At 72.2% G+C, this 21053-nt stretch carries 18 protein-coding genes and 1 riboswitch; of the genes, 10 read left to right on the top strand and 8 right to left on the bottom strand.

Annotated features, from left to right (window positions below; translation table 11 throughout):
• Positions 1-80 precede the first annotated feature (80 nt).
• Positions 81-1760 (top strand): DUF5691 domain-containing protein, encoded by a 1680-nt coding sequence (locus AB0E85_RS06930; protein ID WP_361923365.1) that lies wholly within the window; start codon positions 81-83, stop codon positions 1758-1760.
• A gap of 179 nt (positions 1761-1939) precedes the next feature.
• Here AB0E85_RS06930 and AB0E85_RS06925 read toward each other — a convergent pair whose 3' ends face one another.
• Complete coding sequence (locus AB0E85_RS06925; protein ID WP_161369103.1) at positions 1940-2356, bottom strand: cobalamin B12-binding domain-containing protein; 417 nt, start codon at positions 2354-2356, stop codon at positions 1940-1942.
• Positions 2357-2880: 524 nt separating this feature from the next.
• On the opposite strand from AB0E85_RS06925, the gene AB0E85_RS06920 reads away from it, so the two are divergent.
• Positions 2881-3744: an alpha/beta fold hydrolase gene (locus AB0E85_RS06920; protein ID WP_361923362.1), complete on the top strand. Its 864-nt coding sequence runs from the start codon at positions 2881-2883 to the stop codon at positions 3742-3744.
• 105 nt (positions 3745-3849) lie between these two features.
• Positions 3850-5502: a M23 family metallopeptidase gene (locus AB0E85_RS06915; RefSeq protein WP_361923359.1), complete on the top strand. Its 1653-nt coding sequence runs from the start codon at positions 3850-3852 to the stop codon at positions 5500-5502.
• 48 nt (positions 5503-5550) lie between these two features.
• Here the strand turns inward: AB0E85_RS06915 and pcrA are convergent, their stop codons facing one another.
• Complete coding sequence (pcrA, locus tag AB0E85_RS06910; RefSeq protein ID WP_361923356.1) at positions 5551-8028, bottom strand: DNA helicase PcrA; 2478 nt, start codon at positions 8026-8028, stop codon at positions 5551-5553.
• A 314-nt stretch (positions 8029-8342) separates the two neighbouring features.
• Positions 8343-8516: riboswitch (cyclic di-AMP (ydaO/yuaA leader) on the top strand.
• A gap of 7 nt (positions 8517-8523) precedes the next feature.
• Here pcrA and AB0E85_RS06905 point away from each other — a divergent pair.
• Positions 8524-9702, top strand: a complete 1179-nt coding sequence (locus AB0E85_RS06905) for an NlpC/P60 family protein (RefSeq protein WP_361923353.1) — start codon at positions 8524-8526, stop codon at positions 9700-9702.
• A 79-nt stretch (positions 9703-9781) separates the two neighbouring features.
• Complete coding sequence (locus AB0E85_RS06900; protein ID WP_361923350.1) at positions 9782-10723, top strand: hypothetical protein; 942 nt, start codon at positions 9782-9784, stop codon at positions 10721-10723.
• On the opposite strand, the gene AB0E85_RS06895 is transcribed toward AB0E85_RS06900, so the two are convergent.
• Complete coding sequence (locus AB0E85_RS06895) at positions 10701-11054, bottom strand: hypothetical protein (protein WP_361923347.1); 354 nt, start codon at positions 11052-11054, stop codon at positions 10701-10703. The genes AB0E85_RS06900 and AB0E85_RS06895 overlap by 23 nt on opposite strands.
• 421 nt (positions 11055-11475) lie before the next feature.
• On the opposite strand from AB0E85_RS06895, the gene AB0E85_RS06890 reads away from it, so the two are divergent.
• Positions 11476-12534: an NlpC/P60 family protein gene (locus AB0E85_RS06890; protein ID WP_361923344.1), complete on the top strand. Its 1059-nt coding sequence runs from the start codon at positions 11476-11478 to the stop codon at positions 12532-12534.
• Between the two features lie 22 nt (positions 12535-12556).
• On the opposite strand, the gene AB0E85_RS06885 is transcribed toward AB0E85_RS06890, so the two are convergent.
• Both AB0E85_RS06885 and AB0E85_RS06880 read right to left on the bottom strand, forming a co-directional pair.
• Positions 12557-13297, bottom strand: a complete 741-nt coding sequence (locus AB0E85_RS06885) for a response regulator transcription factor (RefSeq protein WP_361923341.1) — start codon at positions 13295-13297, stop codon at positions 12557-12559.
• The gene (locus AB0E85_RS06880) at positions 13294-14586 is read right to left on the bottom strand and encodes a PspC domain-containing protein (RefSeq protein WP_361923338.1); all 1293 of its coding nucleotides are present in this window, start codon (positions 14584-14586) and stop codon (positions 13294-13296) included. Before AB0E85_RS06880 ends, AB0E85_RS06885 begins: the two co-directional genes overlap by 4 nt.
• A gap of 177 nt (positions 14587-14763) precedes the next feature.
• Between AB0E85_RS06880 and AB0E85_RS06875 the strand changes: the two genes are divergently transcribed.
• Complete coding sequence (locus AB0E85_RS06875; protein ID WP_361923335.1) at positions 14764-16215, top strand: PspC domain-containing protein; 1452 nt, start codon at positions 14764-14766, stop codon at positions 16213-16215.
• The gene (locus AB0E85_RS06870) at positions 16202-16426 is read left to right on the top strand and encodes a hypothetical protein (protein WP_361923332.1); all 225 of its coding nucleotides are present in this window, start codon (positions 16202-16204) and stop codon (positions 16424-16426) included. Before AB0E85_RS06875 ends, AB0E85_RS06870 begins: the two co-directional genes overlap by 14 nt.
• Before the next feature lie 14 nt (positions 16427-16440).
• Here AB0E85_RS06870 and AB0E85_RS06865 read toward each other — a convergent pair whose 3' ends face one another.
• Both AB0E85_RS06865 and AB0E85_RS06860 read right to left on the bottom strand, forming a co-directional pair.
• The gene (locus AB0E85_RS06865; protein ID WP_361923329.1) at positions 16441-16971 is read right to left on the bottom strand and encodes a DoxX family membrane protein; all 531 of its coding nucleotides are present in this window, start codon (positions 16969-16971) and stop codon (positions 16441-16443) included.
• Between the two features lie 139 nt (positions 16972-17110).
• The gene (locus tag AB0E85_RS06860) at positions 17111-18469 is read right to left on the bottom strand and encodes a hypothetical protein (protein WP_361923326.1); all 1359 of its coding nucleotides are present in this window, start codon (positions 18467-18469) and stop codon (positions 17111-17113) included.
• A gap of 184 nt (positions 18470-18653) precedes the next feature.
• On the opposite strand from AB0E85_RS06860, the gene AB0E85_RS06855 reads away from it, so the two are divergent.
• Positions 18654-19547, top strand: coding sequence for a DUF4429 domain-containing protein (locus tag AB0E85_RS06855; protein WP_361923323.1), 894 nt, complete (start codon positions 18654-18656; stop codon positions 19545-19547).
• Positions 19548-19588: 41 nt separating this feature from the next.
• Here the strand turns inward: AB0E85_RS06855 and AB0E85_RS06850 are convergent, their stop codons facing one another.
• On the bottom strand, positions 19589-20383 hold the full coding sequence (locus tag AB0E85_RS06850; protein WP_361923320.1) for a class II aldolase/adducin family protein: 795 nt from the start codon (positions 20381-20383) through the stop codon (positions 19589-19591).
• Between the two features lie 189 nt (positions 20384-20572).
• Here AB0E85_RS06850 and AB0E85_RS06845 point away from each other — a divergent pair, with 189 nt between their 5' ends.
• Positions 20573-21046: a pyridoxamine 5'-phosphate oxidase family protein gene (locus AB0E85_RS06845; protein WP_361923317.1), complete on the top strand. Its 474-nt coding sequence runs from the start codon at positions 20573-20575 to the stop codon at positions 21044-21046.
• Positions 21047-21053: the final 7 nt, after the last annotated feature.

Below are 21053 nucleotides of genomic sequence, written 5' to 3'. Positions count from 1 at the left end.
TCCACGCATTTTTCAGGCATCACGGGACAACCGGTAAGGGCGAGCCTTCAACTACCGGGCGCCCAGGGGAAAGGAAGCTCATGACCAGGACCTCCGTTCCTGTGGACGCGCCCGGCGCGGACGCCTGGGAGAGGCTCGTCACCACCGCGCTGCTGGGCACCGACCGGCGCACCCCGCCGGGCACCGTGCCGGGCCCGGACGCACCCCTGGCCCTGCTGGACGCGGCGGCCGTGGAGACCGTACGGCGCCGGGCCGGTCTGCGCCCGGCGCGGGCGGCCGAGCGTCCGCAGGCGGCTCCGGAGGACGTCCGACCGGCGCTGCCGCCTGCGGCCGCCCGCCGGCTCGCCATGCTGCTGGCCGACCGCCCGGGCCCGTCCGGCGGAGGGCGGCGGGGCGCCGCGCCGGATCTGACGGAGCTGCTGCCGCAGTGGCTCGCGGTGGCGAACGCCCGTGGCTTCGCGCCGCCTCCGCAGGCACTTCCGGCGTTGCTGGACGCGGCCCGGGGGCGTACCGACCTGCGACCGGCGGCGCTGGAGTTCGCCGGGCCGCGAGCCCTGTGGCTGGCCCGTCTGAACCCCGACTGGCGGTTCGCCCTGCGCGCGACCCCGGGCGGCGGAGCGGCCCTGCCGCACCTCCAGGACGACGACGGCATCCGGCAGTTGTGGCAGGAGGGCCTGTTCGCCGAACGCATCGCCCTGCTGTCCGCGCTGCGTTCTCGTACCCCGGCCGCCGCGCGCGACCTGCTCGCGACGACGTGGGGGACGGAACGGGCCGAGGACCGGCTGATGTTCCTCGACTCGCTGCGCGAGGGTCTCGGCCCGGACGACGAGCCGTTCCTGGAACAGGCCCTGGCCGACCGCAGCCGCAATGTCCGGGCGACGGCCGCGGAACTGCTGTCGGCCCTGCCCGGTTCGGCGCTCGCCGCGCGGATGGCGGTCAGGGCGGAGGCGTGCGTCGCCATCGACCACATGGGGTCCGCCCGGCCCCGGGGGACGGAGTCCGGGGGCGGCATACCCGGGGGGAGCACACAGACCACTCCGACGATCGCCGTCGAGGCGCCGCACGCATGCGATCCGGACATGGAACGCGACGGCGTCGTGGCGAAGGCCCCGGCAGGGCGCGGCGAACGGTCCTGGTGGCTCGGTCAGCTGGTGGAGGCGGCACCACTGGGCACGTGGTCGCTGCGGCTCGGCGGGCGCACGCCCGGGGAGATCGTGGCGCTGCCGGTGGCGGACGGCTGGCAGGGCGAGCTGCACGCGGCGTGGTGCCGGGCGGCGGTGCGCCAGCGGGACGCCGCGTGGTCACGAGCGCTGCTCGGCGATCCGTCAGCGCCGGAGGCGGGCGGTCCGGGGGCGGTGTCCCTGGCCGAACGCGCCAAGCTGCTCGGCACGCTGGGCGCCGCCGAACGGGCCGAGTGGGTGGCCGGCTTCATCGCCGCGCACGGCCTGTCCGAGGCCTTCCAGCTGCTCGGGGTGTGCGCGGTGCCGTGGGCGGCGCCGCTCGGGCGGGCCGTGGTGGACGCGCTCAACATCGCTCGGGACGCAGGGAGCTATCCATGGAGTTTCAGCGGGGTCATGGGCTTGGCGGAGCGCTGCCTCGACCCGTCCGAGGCCTCCCGGCTCGACGCGCTGCTGGCCGTACCCGACGAACCGGAGAACGCGTCGCCGGGAGCCGGGGGCTACTGGGCGGAGGCCTTCCAGCGCCTGGTGACGACCCTGCGTCTGCGTGCGGCGATGGCCGAGGAGCTGGGAGCGGCCTGATCCCCGCCCGCGCCCTCGGGGGCGGGCGCCCTGCGGCGAACGGCTGCCTCCGGGTGTGCCGACGGCCTGGGCGGCCGCCGGAGTCGGTCGCGGCCGGCGGCCCGACGACGGAGCCCCACCGCACCGGGAGCCCACCGGCTCCGGCCGGGCCGGGGCACCCGGGCCGGTCCGCCGGAGGCCTACGCCTCCGCGGGCTGGCGGGCGTTCGTCCGGACCCAGTCCACGATCGAGGCCGTCGTCGCACCCGGCGTGAAGATCTCCGCGACGCCCTTCTCCTTCAGCAGGGGGATGTCCGCCTCGGGGATGATCCCGCCGCCGAAGACGAGGATGTCCTCCGCGTCCCGCTCCCTGAGCAGATCGATCACGGCCGCGAAGAGCGTGTTGTGCGCTCCGGAGAGGATGGACAGCCCGATCGCGTCGGCGTCCTCCTGGAGCGCGGTGTCGACGATCTGCTCGGGGGTCTGGTGGAGCCCGGTGTAGATGACCTCCATACCGGCGTCGCGCAGGGCACGCGCGATCACCTTGGCCCCGCGATCGTGGCCGTCGAGCCCCGGCTTGGCCACCACCACGCGGATCGGACCGGCTGCCACACCCATCACTGCCTCCATGAAGCGACTACATCCATCCGTACCGACAAGTACCGCACACATCGGGCAAGCCGTACACGCCGCACCGCACGGACACCCCGCCCCGAACCGGCCGGGCAAGTGAACGAACGTTATCTCCAGCATCCCGCAACCGGCAGTTTCGCGGTGGATACCGAGGGGGAAATCACACGATGGGACAAGCGCAAGGGGAGCCGCACCGAGGTCGCCGTACGACCGCACCGTCCACCACGGGCCGCGACAGCACGGCACTTCGGCGAAAGCACGCAGGGCAAGCACCGCACGTACAGCACGCAGGGCAGACACGGCGCACCAGCGGGGAGCCTCGTCACCCCACCGATCGGGGACCTCCGTCGCACCACCGGCGTCACACACGCCACACGCCGCGCTCTGCCCCCGCAGCTCACGCGGCTCACGCCGCTCTCGCGGTCATCGCCGGCCGTCTTCGCAGCTGCTTTCCACGAGGGCACACGGGGGGCGGAGGCGTCCTCCCGCGTGCCGACAGGAGGTCGGCCATGAAGGTCACCAGGGCGGCTCTGCCCTTTCTTCCGTTCTGCGAGCGTCTGCTGCCGGGCAGACTGGCGGGACTCTCCCTGGCCCTGCTGAAGGCCACCGCCCTGGAGATCGCGATCCTGGCGGGGCACCTCCTCCTCTACCCGTCCGGCATCACCCAGGAGCGCCGCGCCCCCGTCCCGGCACTGCCGGAAGACGGCGCAGCCCAACTGCCCACGGAGGCCAAGCCGCCGGTCCTGCTGCTGCACGGATTCATCGACAACCGCTCGGTCTTCGTCCTGCTGCGCCGCAGCCTCGCCCAGCACGGCAGGCAGCAGATCGAGTCGCTCAACTACTCACCGCTGACCTGTGACATACGGGTCGCCGCCGAACGGCTCGGCCGGCACATCGAGGAGCTCTGCGAGCGCACGGGGGCCGACCGGGTCGACGTCGTCGGGCACAGCCTCGGCGGACTGATAGCGCGCTATTACGTGCAGCGGCTCGGCGGCGACACGCGCGTGCGGACCCTGGTCACGCTCGGCACGCCGCACTCGGGAACCCGGGTGGCGCCCTTCGCCGACGCGCACCCCATCGTGCGCCAGATGCGCCCCGGCTCACCGGTGCTCGACGAGCTCGCGCTGCCCGCCCCTGACTGCCGTACGCACTTCGTCAGCTACTGGAGCGACCTGGACCACGTGATGGACCCGCTGGAGACGGCGTGCATCGACCATCCCGATCTGACGGCGCAGAACGTGCGCGTGACCGGCATCGGACATCTCGCCCTGCCCGTGCACCCCGCCGTCGCCAACGGCATACGACAGGTTCTGGACACGGCACACGCGGGTGAACCGTCCACCGAACACACCGGCGGTCTGACGGTCGCCTGAGAATCGTCATACAGCGATCACTCAGCGCCGAAGCACCGATCAACCTCGAACAAACTTCGAACACAGGGCCAAACCCGTGCCCGTCGTCCGCCAAAACACGGCCGAATGCCCGTTTCCTGCGCGCGCGAAACCTGCCGAAGATTGTCGTGCCCGCGTACCGCCGGGTACAGTCGCCGCACTGCTCTGGCAGCCCCTGTTGTCGAGGCGAAAGAGAAGTTGGTGAACGACCGTCACCCGTCGGGGACCATGACCCCGGCTCCGGCTTCCGACGCCGCCTCCGCGCACTACGCGTCGTACGGCACCCAGGAAGCCCAGTACGGCGACTTCACCACGTACGGCGACTATGCCGCCACCGGTTTTGATCCCACCGGTACCCACGGCGCTGGTTTCGACGCCACCGGGCACACCACCGCGAGCTTCGCGACCGACCCCCTCTTCGGCGACATGCCGGGCAGCGGCCAGGACACGGGCAGTTACGACACCGGCCACTGGCCCACCGGCACGCACGAGAACGTGCACTACGACGCCTACGCGGCCCAGCACCACGCCGCCTACGACACCGGCGTCTACGACACGACCTCCTGGACGGCCGAGCAGCAGCCGATGTCGGCCATCCCGTCCCAGGCCCCCTCCCCCGACGCCACCGGGCAGTGGGAATCCGGCGCCTGGCTCCAGCCGGACCAGTCCGGCAACCCCGCGGACCGCACCCAGCAGTGGGAGTGGGGCACGCAGACCTTCGACACGGGCGCCTACGACGCCACGCAGTGGAACTCCGACGGCACCGCCGCACCGGAGCCCGACGCGTACGAGCACCCCGGCGAAACCTTCGACCAGCACGAGACCTCGACGTTCGAGCAGGTCGCCTACGACGCATCAACCGAAGCGGGCTTCCACGACGCCGCCGTGGAGGGCGACGAACCGGCCGCCACCGGTGAACTGCCCGTCGTCGCCCCGCTCCTGGACGGCCAGGAGGACGTCGCCCCCGCCCCGTCGGGGCGTGCGGCCTCGCGCGCCGCTTCCCGTTCGCGCCGCCGCACACCGCCCAAGCGCTCGGCGCTGATGACCATCGCGGTGCCCTCGGCCTGCGTGATGGGTGTCGCCGGCATCGCCGCCGCCTCCGTCGGCGGTTTCGCCGACGACAGTGCCGCGGAGGCGCGGACGACCGCGGCGGACGCGCAGCCGGTCAAGCCGGCCGCGGCCAACAACAAGCTGGACACCCAGCTCCAGAGCCTCTCCGCCGGCGCCGACGACTTCGCCGACCGGGCCAGCCGCACGCAGGAGCGCATCGACCTCAAGGCCCAGCAGGCGGCCGAGAGGAAGCGCGCGGCGGAGGAAGCGGCCCGCAAGGAGCGGCTGCGCCCCAAGTTCGCCCTGCCGGTCGCGCGGCACGGACTCAGCGCCTACTACGGCCAGTCCGGCATCAACTGGATGTCCCTGCACACCGGTATCGACTTCCCCGTCTCGTACGGCACGACCGTGATGGCCGCGACCGACGGCACCGTGCGCACCCAGTGGAACAGCGCGTACGGCAACATGATGATCGTGACCGCCAAGGACGGCACGGAGACGTGGTACTGCCACCTCTCCACCTACACGGTCCCCTCGGGTACGACCGTGAAGGCGGGCGATCCGATCGCCCGCTCGGGCAACTCCGGCAACTCCACCGGCCCTCACCTGCACTTCGAGGTGCGCCCGGCCGGCGGCTCGGCGATCGACCCGCTCCCGTGGCTGCGCAGCCACGGCGTCGACCCGACGTAACGTCCCGCCTGCCCCGCCGGTCCGGCCGGCGGGGCTCACCTCACCGGACTACAGCTTCTCCACCGGCGCGTACCGCAGCAGCAGCCGCTTCGGCTTGGTGTCCCCGAAGTCGATCGTCGCCTCGGCGTTGCCGCCCGTGCCCTTGACCGCGACGACGGTCCCGAGCCCGAACTGGTCGTGGGTGACGCGGTCCCCGACCGCCAGGGACACCACGGGCTTCTCCGAGGTGCGCCGCGTGGCGAAACCGGAGGCGCCCGACGCCGAAGAGCGCGAGCGGGACGACGACAGCGAGGCCGCCACCGCCGAGACCGGCCCGGAGGACGCGGGCGCGGTCGCTCCCGTCCGCTTCCACTCCACGTGGGTCGGCGGGATCTCCTCCAGGAACCGGGAGGGCGGGTTGTACGAGGGCTGGCCCCAGGCACTGCGCAGGGTGGACCGCGTCAGGTACAGCCGCTCCCGCGCACGGGTGATGCCGACGTAGGCCAGGCGCCGCTCCTCCTCCAGCTCCTTGGTCTGCCCGAGGGCGCGCATGTGCGGGAAGACGCCGTCCTCCATGCCGGTCAGGAAGACGACCGGGAATTCCAGGCCCTTGGCCGTGTGCAGGGTCATCAGGGTGATGACGCCGTCGCCGTCCTCCTCGTCGGGGATCTGGTCGGAGTCGGCGACCAGCGCGACCTGCTCCAGGAAGTCCGACAGCGTGGTCTGTTCGTCCTCGCCGCGCTCCTGCTCGAACTCCATGGCGACGGCGGCCAGTTCCTGGAGGTTCTCGATCCGGGTCTCGTCCTGCGGGTCGGTGGAGGCCTGGAGCTCGGCGAGGTATCCGGTGCGCTCCAGCACGGCCTCCAGAACCGTGGCCGGTCCGGCGCCGGACTCGACGATGGTGCGCAGATCCTCCATCAGCGTGTTGAACCGCTTGACGGCGTTGGTGGAGCGCGCGGCCATGCCGTACGCCTCGTCGACGCGCTTGAGCGCCTGCGGGAAGCTGATCTTCTCCCGCTGGGACAGGGCGTCGATCATCGCCTCGGCGCGGTCGCCGATGCCCCGCTTGGGGACGTTGAGGATCCGGCGCAGCGGCACCGAGTCCTCGGGGTTGGCGAGCACGCGCAGGTAGGCCAGGACGTCCCGGACCTCCTTGCGCTCGTAGAAGCGGACGCCGCCGACGACCTTGTAGGGCAGGCCGACGCGGATGAAGACCTCTTCGAACACGCGGGACTGGGCGTTGGTGCGGTAGAAGACGGCGACGTCGCCGGCCTTGGCCTCGCCGGCGTCCGTGAGGCGGTCTATCTCGTCGGCGACGAACTGCGCCTCGTCGTGCTCGGTGTCGGCGACGTAGCCGGTGATCCGGGCGCCGGAGCCGGCGTTGGTCCACAGGTTCTTGGGACGGCGGGACTCGTTGCGCTCGATGACCGCGTTGGCGGCGCTGAGGATCGTCTGCGTGGAGCGGTAGTTCTGCTCCAGCAGGATCGTCGTGGCGTCCGGGTAGTCCTCCTCGAACTGGAGGATGTTGCGGATCGTCGCGCCGCGGAAGGCGTAGATCGACTGGTCGGCGTCGCCCACGACGCACAGCTCGGCGGGCGGGACCTCGGCCTCGGGCGGTACGTCGACGGGGTGCTCGGAGGTGCCGACCAGCTCCCGGACGAGGGCGTACTGGGCGTGGTTGGTGTCCTGGTACTCGTCGACCAGCACGTGCCGGAAGCGGCGGCGGTAGTGCTCGGCGACGTCCGGGAAGGCACGCAGCAGGTTGACCGTCGTCATGATCAGGTCGTCGAAGTCGAGGGCGTTCGCCTCGCGCAGCCGCGACTGGTACATGGCGTAGGCCTGGGCGAGGGTCTTCTCGAAACCGTCGGTGGCCTGGGCGGCGAAGTCCTCCTCGTCGATCAGCTCGTTCTTCAGGTTGCTGATCTTGGCGCTGAAGGACTTCGGCGGGAAGCGCTTGGGGTCCAGGTCCAGGTCTCGGCAGACCAGGGCCATCAGGCGCTTGGAGTCGGCGGCGTCGTAGATCGAGAAGCTCGATGTGAAGCCGAGCTTCTTGCTCTCGCGGCGGAGGATCCGCACGCACGCGCTGTGGAACGTCATCACCCACATGGCGTTGGCGCGCGGGCCGACGAGCTGCTCGACGCGCTCCTTCATCTCGCCCGCGGCCTTGTTGGTGAAGGTGATCGCGAGGATCTGGCCCGGGTGCACGCCGCGCTCGGCGAGCAGGTGGGCGATGCGGTGCGTGAGCACGCGGGTCTTGCCGGAGCCGGCGCCGGCCACGATGAGCAGCGGGGAGCCGGAGTGGACGACGGCGGCGCGCTGGTTGTCGTTGAGCCCCTCCAGCAGCGCGGCGGTGTCCACGACCGGGCGGGGCGCGCCGTCCCGGTAGTAGGCGTCCCGGTCCGGGGGCGCGTCGAACTTCCCGCCGAACAGATCGTCCGGGATCGGCTCCGGAACGTGATCGTCCTCGGGCGGCGGCGGGGGCTCGTCCGCGGGGCCCCGCTGGGCCTGGAGGTTCGCCAGGAAGCTGTCGTCAAAGAGGCTGCTCATCGCTCTCCGAGTCTAGGGCGCCCCACTGACAGCCCGCCGCCGCCCTGAGAACATCGCCGGGCGCCCGGGCCCCCGCCAGCCGGCCGGCGGCGCATTGTCGCCCTCCATGACCGCATGATCACGACCTGCTACACCCCCCGCAATCATGGATGAAACAGGACCAGTCCCCCTCGGCCGTTCACACTCGGCAACGTTCATGACCGAGGTCACGAAAATGTATCGGGCATATCACCCATCAACCTTCACAGGGGCCACACGAGTTGGCTACCGTGCGACCAGGCCGCATGACCCCCACCGGCGAACGTCGCCGGGCCGCGCGGCCTCCGCCGAGTCCGGTGTGCCGCAGCGGCAGCCGGAGCCGGGGACCCAACCGTGAACCTGGGGTGAATCGGCCCGACTCCCTGTGCGGAGAAGGCCGTAGGGCAAACCTTCCGAACCACCCGCCCGAACCCGACAGCTAACCCGGTAGGCGGAACGTGGAAGGAGTCGCCTCCCTTGGCGTCGCACCGCAAGTCGCGTCCTACGGGTACGCGCGTGGCAGGCATACGGACCCCCGCCCTCGCAACGGCGGCCCTCACCTCCGTCGCCCTGCTGTCCCAGTCGGCCAATGCCGCCCCCGAGGCCGACGACAAGCCCAGCCTGGAAGAAGTCGAGAAGAAGGTCGACGACCTCTACCGCCAGGCGGGGTCGGCGACCGAGAAGTACAACGCGGCCAAGGAGAAGACGGCGAAGCAGCGCAAACGCGCCGACGCCCTCGTCGACGACGTCGCGAAGCGCACCCAGAAGCTCAACGAGGCGCGCGAGGAGCTGGGGTCCTTCGCCTCCGCCCAGTACCGAACCGGTGCCGCCGCCCCGGACACGGCGACGTTCCTGCTGGCGGACACCCCGCAGGACTACTTCGACCAGACCCAGCTGATGGACCGGATGACGGGCCGCCAGAAGGTCGCGGTCGACGACTACATCGCACAGCAGTCCGAGACGATGGAGAAGCGCCAGGAGGCCACCGAGAGCCTGGAGGCGCTCACCGAGTCGCAGGGCGACCTGAAGACCGCCAAGGCGACCGTCCAGCGCAAGCTCGCCGACGCGCGCCGGCTGATGTCGAAGCTGACCGCCGAGGAGAAGGCCCGGCTCGCGGCGATCGAGAAGGAGAAGCAGGAGGAGGCGGCCCGCAAGGCCGACGAGCTGGCCCGGCAGCAGGCCGCCCAGCAGCAGGCACGGGAGGAGGCCGCCCAGCAGCAGGACAGCGGCTCCTCGTCGTCGGCTTCGGCGGACTCCGGCTCGTCCTCCTCGACGGCCCCGGCCGACTCCTCGTACGCCACCAAGGCCGACAAGGCGCTCGCCTTCGCCCGCGCGCAGATCGGCAAGCCGTACGTGTGGGGCGCCGTCGGCCCCGGCTCCTACGACTGCTCCGGCCTCACCCAGGCCGCCTGGAAGGCCGCGGGCGTCACCCTGCCGCGCACCACCTACGACCAGGTGAACGCCGGCACCACGGTCCCGCTCTCCCAGGCCCAGCCCGGTGACCTGGTCTTCTTCTACGACGACGTCACCCACGTCGGGATCTACATCGGCAACGGCATGATGATCCACGCCCCGAAGCCCGGCACGTACGTGCGCGAGGAGTCGGTCTACTACGACGGCGAGTCGGCCATCCACAGCGTGGTGCGGCCGGCCTGAGAGGTCTCGTCACGCCTTTCGAGGGGCACGCGCGCGTGCCCCTCCCGTAACGCGTGCGGCGCTCTCTAGCATCGGCGCTATGTCGGGTCCCTCCCCGTTTGCCACCTGGTGGTCGACGTACGCGCTGGCGACCGGCGTCGTGTCGGTCGGTCTCGACTCGGCGGGGTACGCGGTCCTCTCCCGCATCGCCCTCGCCCTGGCCTGCGCGGCCTGGCTGGTGGCGGCCGCGGGCCTCGCCCAGCGGGCACGGGGCGGGTTGCGGGCGCAGACGCCGGCCGCGCTCACGGCCGTGGCGGCCACCGCCGTCCTCGGCACCGGGTTCTCCGCGGCCGGCCTTCAGCTCCTCGCCGAGGCGCTGCTGGCGCTCGCGATGCTGCTCTGGGCGGTGCTGCTCACCGCGGAGGCCGGCGGGCGGCGCGGCACGGTGTTCCTGCGCTGCGTGGCCACCCAGGGGCTCGCGGTGCTCGGCGCCACGCTCGCCGCGGCCGATACGTCGGCCTGGCTCGCCCACGCGGCCCTGGTGCTGTTCTGGCTGGGCCTCGCGCTCTACGGCTTCGCCCTGTTCCGCTTCCAGCCCCGGCAGGTGGAGGAGGGGCGCGGGGACCACTGGCTCGCGGCCGGCGCCCTCGCCGTCTCCGCGCTGGCCGGGGCGCAACTCCTCAGCGCCGACAGCGCGCGCCTGTACCTGTGGAACGAGGACAACACCGACGTCCTGCGCACGACGTGCGTCACGCTGCTCGTGCTCGCGCTGGTCGCCTGCGTCGCCCTGCTCCTCGCGGAGCTCTTCTGGCCCCGCCACCACTACGACGTGCGGCGCTGGGCGACCGTGTTCGCCGCGGTGGTGACGGCCGCGGCCACCCTGGCGGTCGCCGCCGCCCTGGACGTCCCCTGGCTCGACGCCGCCGGAGAGGTGCTGCTGTGGGTCGCGGTGGCCGCCTGGCTCGGGTGCACCGCCTGGGCGCTCACCTCGGCCCGGGCCGGCGCCCGGCGCTCCCGGGTCAGGTCCAGAGCACGGCGATGAAGATGTTCGCCGTCGTCAGCAGACCGACCAGGCCGAACAGGCCCTTGTCCACCTTCTCGTCGTCCCGCTTCACATAGACCAGGCCGAGGATCACGACCAGCAGGGCCAGCTTCACGCCGATCTTGATGTTGTTCACGGACTGGTCGTCGGCCTGGTTGAGACCGACCAGGACCACACCGGTGACCAGCATCGTGAGCGCGCCGTGCAGCATCGCGGGGGTGTAGCGGGCGGTACCCTCGCCCATCGCCTTCATCTGGGTGAGGAAGCCGCCCAGGAGCGAGGCGATGCCGATGATGTGGAGGCCGACGAAGAGGTGGATGAGTACGTCCATGAGGCCGGAGCCTAATCAGGGCCCCCGGACCGCCCGACACCGGCCCAGTGATGCATATATGCGCCCCATAGCACCCGATCACGGTCACTCGCTCACGATTCGGCGCATCGGTCATCACGCTGAGTGAAGCAGTCGGCGTCGAGACGGGACCACGGTCGCATACGGTCACCGCCGGTCCTCTCGGGACACTTCCGCACACCTGCCACCGGCCCATCACGGCGGCGTTTAGCGTCCTCCACCAGGTGACCGGCTCCCCACCGCCGCCCGGGCCAGGGGCGGCAGTCGGACACCACCGCCGAAAAGGTCCGGCGGCGATCCGCTCCCCCTGTGCGGGCCGTCGCCGGACGCGCAGGCCGCCCGTCCGCTCCCCCCGGCGGCCGCACGCACCCGTCGGCGGTCGAGGAAAGGACGTGGCCCCCAGGTGGCAGCGCACCGCAAGCCCCGACAGCGCTCGATGGGTGGCGGCAAGGCCCGTACGGCCGCCACGATCGCCCTCGCGGGCGCGGCGACGGCGACGGGTTTCGACGGAACCGGACACGCCGAACCACAGCTCACCCCCGGCCAGGTCAAAGCCAAGGTGGACAAGCTGTACCAGGAGGCGGAGGTAGCCACCGAGAAGTACAACGGCGCGAAGGAGAAGGCCGAAGCAGCCGGGCAGCGGCTGAGAAACCTCCAGGACCAGGCGGCGCGCAAAGAGGAGCGGCTCAACTCCGCCCGGGAGGCCCTGGGTTCGGTCGCCGCCGCGCAGTACCGGGCGGGCGGCCTCGATCCCGCGGTGCAGCTCGCCCTCTCCGACGATCCCGACCGGTACCTGGAGAACGCCGAGTTCGTCGAGCGGGCCGGCAGCCGGCAGAACGCCGCCGTCGCGGGTGTGCGCAAGCAGCTCCGGGAGATCGAGCAGCTGCGCGGGGCCGCCCACATCGAGCTGACGTCCCTGAAGTCGCGCCGGGCGGAGCTGAAGCAGCACAAGAAGACGATCACCGGCAAGCTCGGCACAGCACGCCAGCTGCTGTCCCGGCTCGGCCCGCAGGAACGTTCCCTGTCCGGCACGTACCAGGACCGCGCCTCGCGCTCGACGGGCGCACGGGAGACCCTCGCGGCCCCCGGCTCCGCCTCGTCCCGGGCGACCGACTCCCGCGCCGCCGCCGCCGTCTCCTACGCCTACCAGAAGCTCGGCAGCCCCTACGTCTGGGGCGCCACCGGCCCGAACGCCTTCGACTGCTCGGGTCTCGTCCAGGCCGCGTACCGCGCCGCGGGCGTCTCCCTGCCCCGCACGACGTACTCCCAGATCGCCGCGGGCCGCCGCGTCGCCCGCTCCGAACTCCTCCCCGGCGACCTGGTCTTCTTCTACGCCGGCATCAGTCATGTCGGCATCTACGTGGGCAACGGCCGCATGATCCACGCCCCGAACCCCTCGGCGCCGGTACGCGTCGCCCCACTCGACGAGATGCCGTACGCGGGGGCGACGCGGGTGGTGTGAGCGCCGCCGGCGAGCGCCGCTGTCAGACCAGCCGGCGAGCCGTCGCCCAGCGCGTCAGCTCGTGCCGGTTGGAGAGCTGGAGCTTCCGCAGCACCGCCGAGACGTGCGACTCGACGGTCTTCACGGAGATGTACAGCTGCTTGGCGATCTCCTTGTACGCGTAGCCCCGGGCGATGAGCCGCAGCACCTCGCGCTCGCGCTGGGTCAGGCGGTCCAGATCCTCGTCGACCGGCGGTGCGTCCGTGGAGGCGAAGGCGTCGAGGACGAAGCCGGCCAGCCGGGGCGAGAAGACCGCGTCGCCCTCCTGGACACGGAAGACGGAGTTCACGAGGTCCGTGCCGGTGATCGTCTTGGTGACGTACCCGCGGGCGCCGCCGCGGATCACGCCGATCACGTCCTCCGCGGCGTCCGACACGGACAGCGCCAGGAAGCGGACCGGCTGTTCGGTGTCGCCCATCAACGGGGCACAGCGGCGCAGCACTTCGACGCCGCCGCCGCCCGGCAGGTGCACGTCGAGGAGGACCACCTCGGGCCGGGTCGCGGTGATCACCGTGACCGCCTGGTCGACGTCCGCGGCCTCGCCGACGACCTCGACACCGGTCTGCTCGGTCTGCCCGATCTCGGCCTGGACCCCCGTACGGAACATGCGGTGGTCGTCCACGAGGACCACGCGCACGCGACGCCCCGGCCCGCCGCCCGACTCCGCGGGTCCGGCCGCCTCCGCCGGTCCCGCCGTACCGTTCGCCTCGGTCGGGTCGCTCATGACGTCTTCTCCGCCCTCTCCATCTCCAGCTCGACCTCCGTGCCGCCGTCCGGCACCGCGCGCAGCCGCGCCGTACCGCCGTTGCGCTCCATGCGGCCGATGATCGATTCTCTGACACCCATCCGGTCGGCGGGTATCGAGTCGAGGTCGAAACCGGGGCCGCGGTCCCGGACGGACACGAAGACCGTCTTCCCCTCGACCTCGGCGAAGACCTGCACGGCGCCGCCCTCGCCACCGTACTTGGCTGCGTTCACCATTGCTTCCCGCGCGGCCTGCATCTGTGCGGCGATCCTCTCGTCGAGCGGGCAGTCGCCGACGACCACGACCTCGATGGGCACGCCGTGCTTGTCCTCCACCTCGGCCGCGTTGCGCCGCACGGCGTCGGCGAGGGTGGTGGGTTCGTCGGCCTCGTCCTTGCCGGTGCCCTCGGGTTTGTAGAGCCAGGTGCGCAGGTCGCGCTCCTGGGCACGGGCCAGGCGGCGGACCTCGTTCGCGTTCTCCGCGTTGCGCTGGATCAGCGTGAGGGTGTGCAGCACCGAGTCGTGCACATGGGCGGCGACCTCCGCGCGCTCCTGGGCGCGGATGCGCATCAGGCGCTCCTCGGAGAGGTCCTGCGTCATACGCACCAGATACGGCCCGGCGAGCAGCGTTATGCCGACGAGGACCGCGAGGGCCGCCTGGAGGACGGAGCCGAGGTGGGCCGCGGACCCCTGGAGGACGAAGATGCCGGAGACGCCGGCCGTCACCAGCAGCACGCCGCCCACCGAGCGCAGAAGCGTGACCGTGCGCCTGCGGCGGCCGACCTCGGCCCAGCGGGCCCGGCGGGCGTTGTCCGCCTGCCGCCATACCAGGGCGACGCCCGCGCCGACGAGCACGGTCGGCCAGAGGTACGCCCGCGCTCCCCCGCTGAGGTTCACGTTGCCCACGAAGACCATGGCCACCACGACCATGAGGAGCAGGGCCACCATCTGGCCCTTGTCGGGCCTGCGCGCGACGCGTCTGCGGCGGCCGTCGGGCGAGGTCTCCGCGGCCGGCGGCGCCGGCGGCTTCTGCGCCTCGACACCGCCGACCCCGAGCGGGACGAAGAACCAGAACGCGGCGTACAGCAGCGCACCGAGGCCGTCGGCCATGAACAGGCCGACGAAGACGAGCCGTACCCAGATCACGGGCAGCCCGAGGTGCCCGGCGAGGCCCCGCGCCGCGCCCCCGAGCCAGCGTCCGTCACTGCTGCGGTAGAGCTTGCGCGGCGGCCGCGGTTCGGCGAGTGGCGCTGCTGCGGCTTCCGACATGCCATTGATGGTCACATGTGCGGGAGGCCGGAGCATCAGGGTCGGCCCCTGATGCTCCCCTGATCTCCGCGGGCCGCTCCTCGAACGCTTCCCGAGCCGCCCCTCAGGGCCGATATCAGGGTCCGGCCAGGGTCGTTCCGACTCCCGCCGGGGCGTCGCGCCCGTCACCATGGACCCATGACCGATCACGAGCACGCCGCGACGGGTCCGGGACCCGGCTCCGGCCCGCGCCCCGCCCCGGGCGCCGGGCCGCAGGGTGCCGCGCCCGCCGCGGGTCCCGCGCCCGGCCGCGCGGACACGGGAGAGCAGGGAGGAGCGCCCGGCCCGGCCGCCCCCGCCGAAGACGGTGTCCCACCGGGGCCGCCCCACGCGTTCCGCCGCGACCGCCGGCACAAGACCCTGGCCGGCGTCTGCGCGGGGCTCGGACGGCAGTGCGACATGGACCCGGTGATCTTCCGCATCACCCTCGCCGTGCTCTCCGCCACCGGCGGCATAGGCCTGCTCTTCTACGGTTTCACCTGGCTCTTCGTCCCGTACGACGACGAGGAGAAGAACGAGGTCCGCAAGCTGCTCACCGGCCGGGTCGACGGCCAGGCCCTGGCGGCCGTGCTGTTCGCGCTGGTCGGCTGCGGGGTGTTCCTGACGATGCTGAACAACGGCGGGGTGCTGACCTTCGCCGTCGTCCTCTCCCTCCTCCTCGCGGGCGCCGGCTACTGGTCGCGCCACCGCGGCGCTCCCAGCCCCGACCCGCTGGCCGCGCAGGCCGTCGCCGACGCCCCGCCGGAACCCCAGGCACCCCCGGTGTTCCTCACCACCCCCTCCTGGTGGCGCGACCCGATCGTCAAGGACGGCACCCACATTGGCGGCACGGGCTACCTGTGGGGCCCCCGCGACCCCCATGACCTGGACATCGCCGCAGCCCTCAACATCGGCCTCGGCAATCGGCCGCGTGCCCGCGAGGACATACCCGCCCCGCGCCCCCGGCCGCCCCAGCGCGGGCCACGCTCGATCGGCGGCTGGGTCTTCCTGCTGGCCCTCCTCGCGGGAGCCCTGGGCACGAGCCGCACGTGGGACGGCCACCCGCTCGGCACCAGTCTTCAGACGGGCCTGGCCTGTGCGCTCGCCGTCCTGGGCCTGGGAATCGCCGTCAGCGCCTTCCTGGGCCGGACCGGCGCCGGCTCGGTCTTCCTGGCGATCATCACGGCCGGCCTGCTCGCCGGCGCGGCGGCCCTGCCCAAGGACATCGACACCCACTGGGCGCGCACCACCTGGCAGCCCGCCGCGGCGGCGGACGTACGGCCTCGGTACGACCTGGGTACCGGCGTCGGCACCCTGGATCTGAGCAAGCTGGACGTGTCCGGGAAGCAGACGGTCACGACACGGGCGGAGGTCGGCATGGGCCGGATCAAGGTGCTCGTGCCCGAGGACGTGACCGTGCGACTGAACGTCGAGGTGGGCATCGGCGACCTCCAACTGCCCGGCGACGACCCGAAGGACGTGGACGTGCAGCCGGACCAGCACAAGGAGATCACCCTCTCCCCCGCCGAAGGCGTCGAGAAGTCCGGCACCATCGACCTGGACCTCCAGGTCGGCATGGGCCAGGCGGAGGTGACCCGTGCTGCGTCATGAACTCCAGCCCGGAAAGCTGATCGCGGGCCTCGTCCTCGTCCTGGCGGGCGTCCTCTACGCCGGTGACGCGGGCGGCGCCTGGGAGATCCCGTGGTTCGTGGTGATCCCCCTCGTCACCGGCGGGCTGTGCGTCGTCGGTGCGGTGGCGGTCATGACGGGCAGCGCACGGCGCCGCCGCACGCGGGGCCGTACGGGCGCGGACCTGACGTGATGGTGACCGGCCTGCTAGGGGTATCCGATGCTCCGCTGCCGTCGCCGTGACCGCAGCGCGGCGTCGAGGGACAGCAGGGGCGCGCCCGCGAGGATCAGAGGGGTCCAGGCCATGAGGTAGGCGAGGTCGTTGCCGTAGTAGTACGGGTCGGACGCCCAGCTCACGGTCAGCCACAGGCTGAGGGAGATCAGCGCGCCGCCGAGTGCGGCCAGACGGGCGAGGAGGCCGAGCAGCGTGCCGATGCCGACGGCCAGTTCACCGAAGGCGATGGCGTAGCCGAACCCGACAGGGCTTTTGAGGGAGAGGTCGACCAGGGCGGGAATGGCGGAGGAGTCGCGCACGGCACGCATCATGTCGCCGATCGACCCGGCCCCGGAGTCCTTCATGAAGGCGCTGTCGGTGAGTTTGTCCAAGCCGGCGTAGATGAAGGTGACGCCGAGGAAGATGCGCAGGGGCAGCAGGGCGTAGCGGGTGGCGTTGTCCCGCCAGCCTCCCCCGTTGCCGGAATGGGGGGAGTGCGTGTCCGTTCGCATACCGTGAGTCATCGCTGCTAGCCGCCTCTCGCCGCCGGTGCCGAGACCCCCTCACTGACCATACGTACGACAAACGAACCGCGCTCAATCCTGTGGCACCGGGCTGATGTGTGGTGCCGGTGGTGCCCGCTGCCCCGGGAGGCTCCGTCGGTCACTCCGTCACGTCGACTTCGTACCGGTTCGTCTCCACCCCGGCCGCAGTCACGACCTGCACCTCCACCCTCCCCGGTTCCACATCCGCCGGCACCGGCACCGTCAGCAGCGTGTCCGTGGGGTTGCGGAACCCTCCGGGAACCGGGATCAGCGGCACGTGGACGTGCACCGCGCCCACGCGCACGACCATCCGGGCCAGCCGGTCGGCCCCCTGCGCACCCGGTGGCACGAATCCCGCACCGCGGATCTCGATGTCGTCCCCCGTGCGGATCGGCCCGTCCAGGTCGCCCGCCTCCCGGGCCCGGACCACGGAGAGGATGACCGGCCGACCGCCCTCCGCGTACTTCCCGGCGAGATACGTCGCCGCCGACACCAGCACCACCACCGCCAGCCCCCACGGCAGATCCGGCAGTTGCTCCGGCCGCCTGGCCAGCCGTACCGCCGCGAACACCAGGGCGACCCCGCTGATCACCACGTACTGGATGTCGGCGAAGGTGCCCCGGCCCGCGTCGTCGGTCAGCAGGTCGGCGGCCCGGGGCCGGTCGGCACGCACCTTCTGGAGCCGTTGCCCCAGCACCCGCAGCCCGACCACCCGCCGCACGAGCACGGCGATCCCGCACAGCACGGCGAGCACGGTCACGACCCCGGCGCCCCGGGCGAGGTCCAGCCCGGAGAGCAGCGCGTCCCGCTCCCGGTGCCGGGAGGCGGCGGCCAGCCGCCCCGCGAGGACGAGCACCGAGTAGGCCACGAAGAGCACCCATGCCGCGGCGACCGTGCGGGAGGTGGACAGGCGGTTGTCCTCACCGATCACGGGCGCCAGCACACCGCCCTTCGCCCGGTGGAACCACGACGCGGCGGTCAGCGACGAGGCCAGCACCAGGGCCGCGGCCAGCCCGGCCGTACGCGCCGCCGTCCAGCCCGCACCGACCGCCGTGAGGGCCTGCCCGAGCAGCAACAGCACCACGGCGGCCCACACGACACCCGCCGTGCGCCGCCACAGGCCCGTCAACCAGGCCTGGCCCTCGGCCCGCCCCCGCTCGGCGACGTGCTCGGCGGACTGAGCCAGTTCCTCGGAGACCCACTGCCGGGAGGCGGAAGCGGAGTGTGCCACCGCGGCCGGCAGCCCCTGCCCGGCGGCGAACTCGTCACGTCTGCGCAGGAACGCCGCGACGGCCCGCCGGTGCCCCTCGCGCGCCCCGTGCGGGCAGTCCCCGCAGGCGCATCCGCCCCCGTGAGCGCCTCCGGGCCCGCCCGGCCGACCACCGGGGTAACCGCCGGCGTATCCCTCGGCACAGACACCCGCACGCGCGTACCCGCCCGGGTCCGCGCCGCCCTGTCCCGCCTCCCGCATCGCCACGCCCGACGCCCGCCTTCCCGCGACCCAACCACCGCCGGCCTTCCGGACCCCGGAAACACCGCTGTGCAACTCCCGTGCGACGACAGCGAATTGTGCCCTACACCACCCGGCTCACGTTCGCCCGGACTGGCCAACACGGGTGAAGTTCGGCGTGCCGTGTTGACCCGGCTGGGAGAATTCCCCTATGGCCGAGACCATCCAGCGTGACGGGACCTGGGCCTTCGACGGCGACACGCTCCGGATCACGCCCGGCCTGCACCGCTCCGTGCCGTTGCTCCGGCGGACGTACGGGGAGATCTCCGTGCCGCTCGTGGCGGTGTCCGGCGTCGTCCTGGAAGCCGCCCGCGGGCACGGGCGGCTGCGGTTACGGCTGCGCGAGGGCGCCGACCCCCTGCTCCAGGCGACCGGCGGGCGGCTGCCGGACGCTGCCGACCCGTACCGGCTGACCGTGGACGCCGACCGGACGGGGGCAGCCGAGTACGTCGCCCAGGAGATCCGCCGCGCGCTGCTCCTCGACCGGGTCCCGCAGTCGCGGACGGAGGCCTATCTGCTGCCCGGCCCGCCGGTTCCGGTGTCGGTGCGCACCTCGGACGGGACGGTCTCCTTCGACGGCACGCGGATACGGATCGACTGGGCCGACACCTCCGAACGGGTCAAACGCGCCACCGGCCCGCGGATCATCACCATGGGCGACCTCGTGCGGGTCGAGTGGTTGCCGAACACCCGCCACGAGGACGGTTCGCTGCGCTTCGTGACCCGCGAGACGGTGTTCTCGAAACTCCCGCCGGACAAGGACCCGTACGCCCTGGACCTGTGGGGCAGCGCCCGCCGCGACCTGCTCAGCGCGCTCGTCGCGACGGCCGTCACCGCCCGGCTGCCGCACCCGTTCACGCGCACCGCAGCCGCCACCGCCACCGGCCAACTCCCCGCCAGCGCCACCCCCGCGGCGCCGCCCGCCTCCGATCACCACGACGTACTCCTGCGGCGGCTGCGCGAGCTGGGCCTGCTGCACCGCGACGGCGTCCTCACCGACGAGGAGTTCGCGAGGACGAAGGCGGCGGTGCTGCGCGGCTTCTGACCCGGCCCAGCAGACCCGGCGCGAGCCCAGCAGACCCGGCGTCAGCCCAGCAGGCCCGGCTCGCTCCGGCTGACGTCCTCCCACATGGGCTGGTAGTTGATCCACGCCACCAGGTCGCCGCCCAGCTGCTCGCGCGTCGCCACCGCCATCCGGTGATCGATGCGGACCGGTCGCCCGGCCGCCTGGGCCGTCAGCTGCACCTGGCAGGAGCGCTCCATCGACACGAACCACCAGGCCGCCGCGTCCACCGAGTCGCCGACGGTCAGCAGCCCGTGGTTGCGCAGCACGAGCGCCTTGCGGGAGCCGAGCACCTCGGCGATGCGCCGTCCCTCCTCGGCGTCGACGGAGACGCCGGTGTACGTGTCGTAGAGGGCGTGATCCTCGTAGAAGGCGCAGCTCTCCTGGGTGATCGGCTCCAGCAGCTCGCCGAGGGCCGCGAGCGCCCGGCCGTGCACCGAGTGGCAGTGGGCGACGGCGACCACGTCCGGCCGGGCCGCGTGGACCTGGGCGTGCACGGTGAAGGCCGCCTGGTTGACGTGGTAGCCGCCCTCGACGACCTGTCCGTCCTGGTTGGCGAGCACGAGGTCGCTCACAGTGACGTGCCGGAAGGGCATCCCGAACGGGTTGACCCAGAAGCAGTCGGTGAATTCCGGATCGCGGGCGGTGATGTGCCCGGAGACGCCGTCCTCGTAGCCGAGCCGGCCGAAGATCCTCAGGGCACCCGCGAGCCGTTCCTTGCGGTGCCGGCGCTCGTCCTCGACCGAGTCGTGCATCGGCGGCATGGCGAACCGCAGTCGGTCGGTTGGCAAGGGCAGGGGCGGCGTGGGCCCGTGCATAGGTCCTCCAGCACTGGTTCTGCGTACGGGCGGAAGTTACCGTCCGTGAGGCCGGGAAGAACAGGAACGATTCGTGAAGATGCCACGAGCGCCCCTGTGAGCACCGTGTGCCCATCCGTGTGCCCCCGGGCTCCCCCACCCCACGAATAGCCGACAGAAGATGTCGGATTTCGGCGCGACACTCGTCGTATGACAGCGAACTGGGCGGCTTTCGCCACCGCCGAACCGGATCTGGCCGACACCGTCGAGAAGCGCTTCGGCGCCTACACCCACCACATCCTCGCCACCCTCCGCAAGGACGGTTCGCCCCGCACCAGCGGCCTGGAGGTGCGGTTCCTCAACGGCGAACTGTGGCTCGGCATGATGCCGGACTCGCTCAAGGCCCTCGACCTGCGCCGCGACCCGCGCTTCGCACTCCAGGCGAACCCCGGTGACGGCACGGGCATGGGCGGCGGCGACGTCCGGATCAGCGGCCGGGCGATCGAGGTCGACGACGTGGAGACGAAGGCCGGATACGTCGAAGAGGTGGAGCCGCCCGAGCAGTTCCACCTCTTCCGCACCGAGCTGACGGAGGTCGTACGGACCTACATCGAGGACGACACGTATCTCGTCGTCCAGGTCTGGACGCCCGGCGCGCCCCTGCGCACGGTCAAGCGCACCTAGGCAGGGG

Source organism: Streptomyces sp. NPDC029044 (assembly GCF_040637495.1).
Taxonomy (GTDB): domain Bacteria; phylum Actinomycetota; class Actinomycetes; order Streptomycetales; family Streptomycetaceae; genus Streptomyces.
The sequence above is the reverse complement of the archived record's forward strand: the minus strand, read 5'-3'. Positions and strand labels throughout refer to the sequence as shown.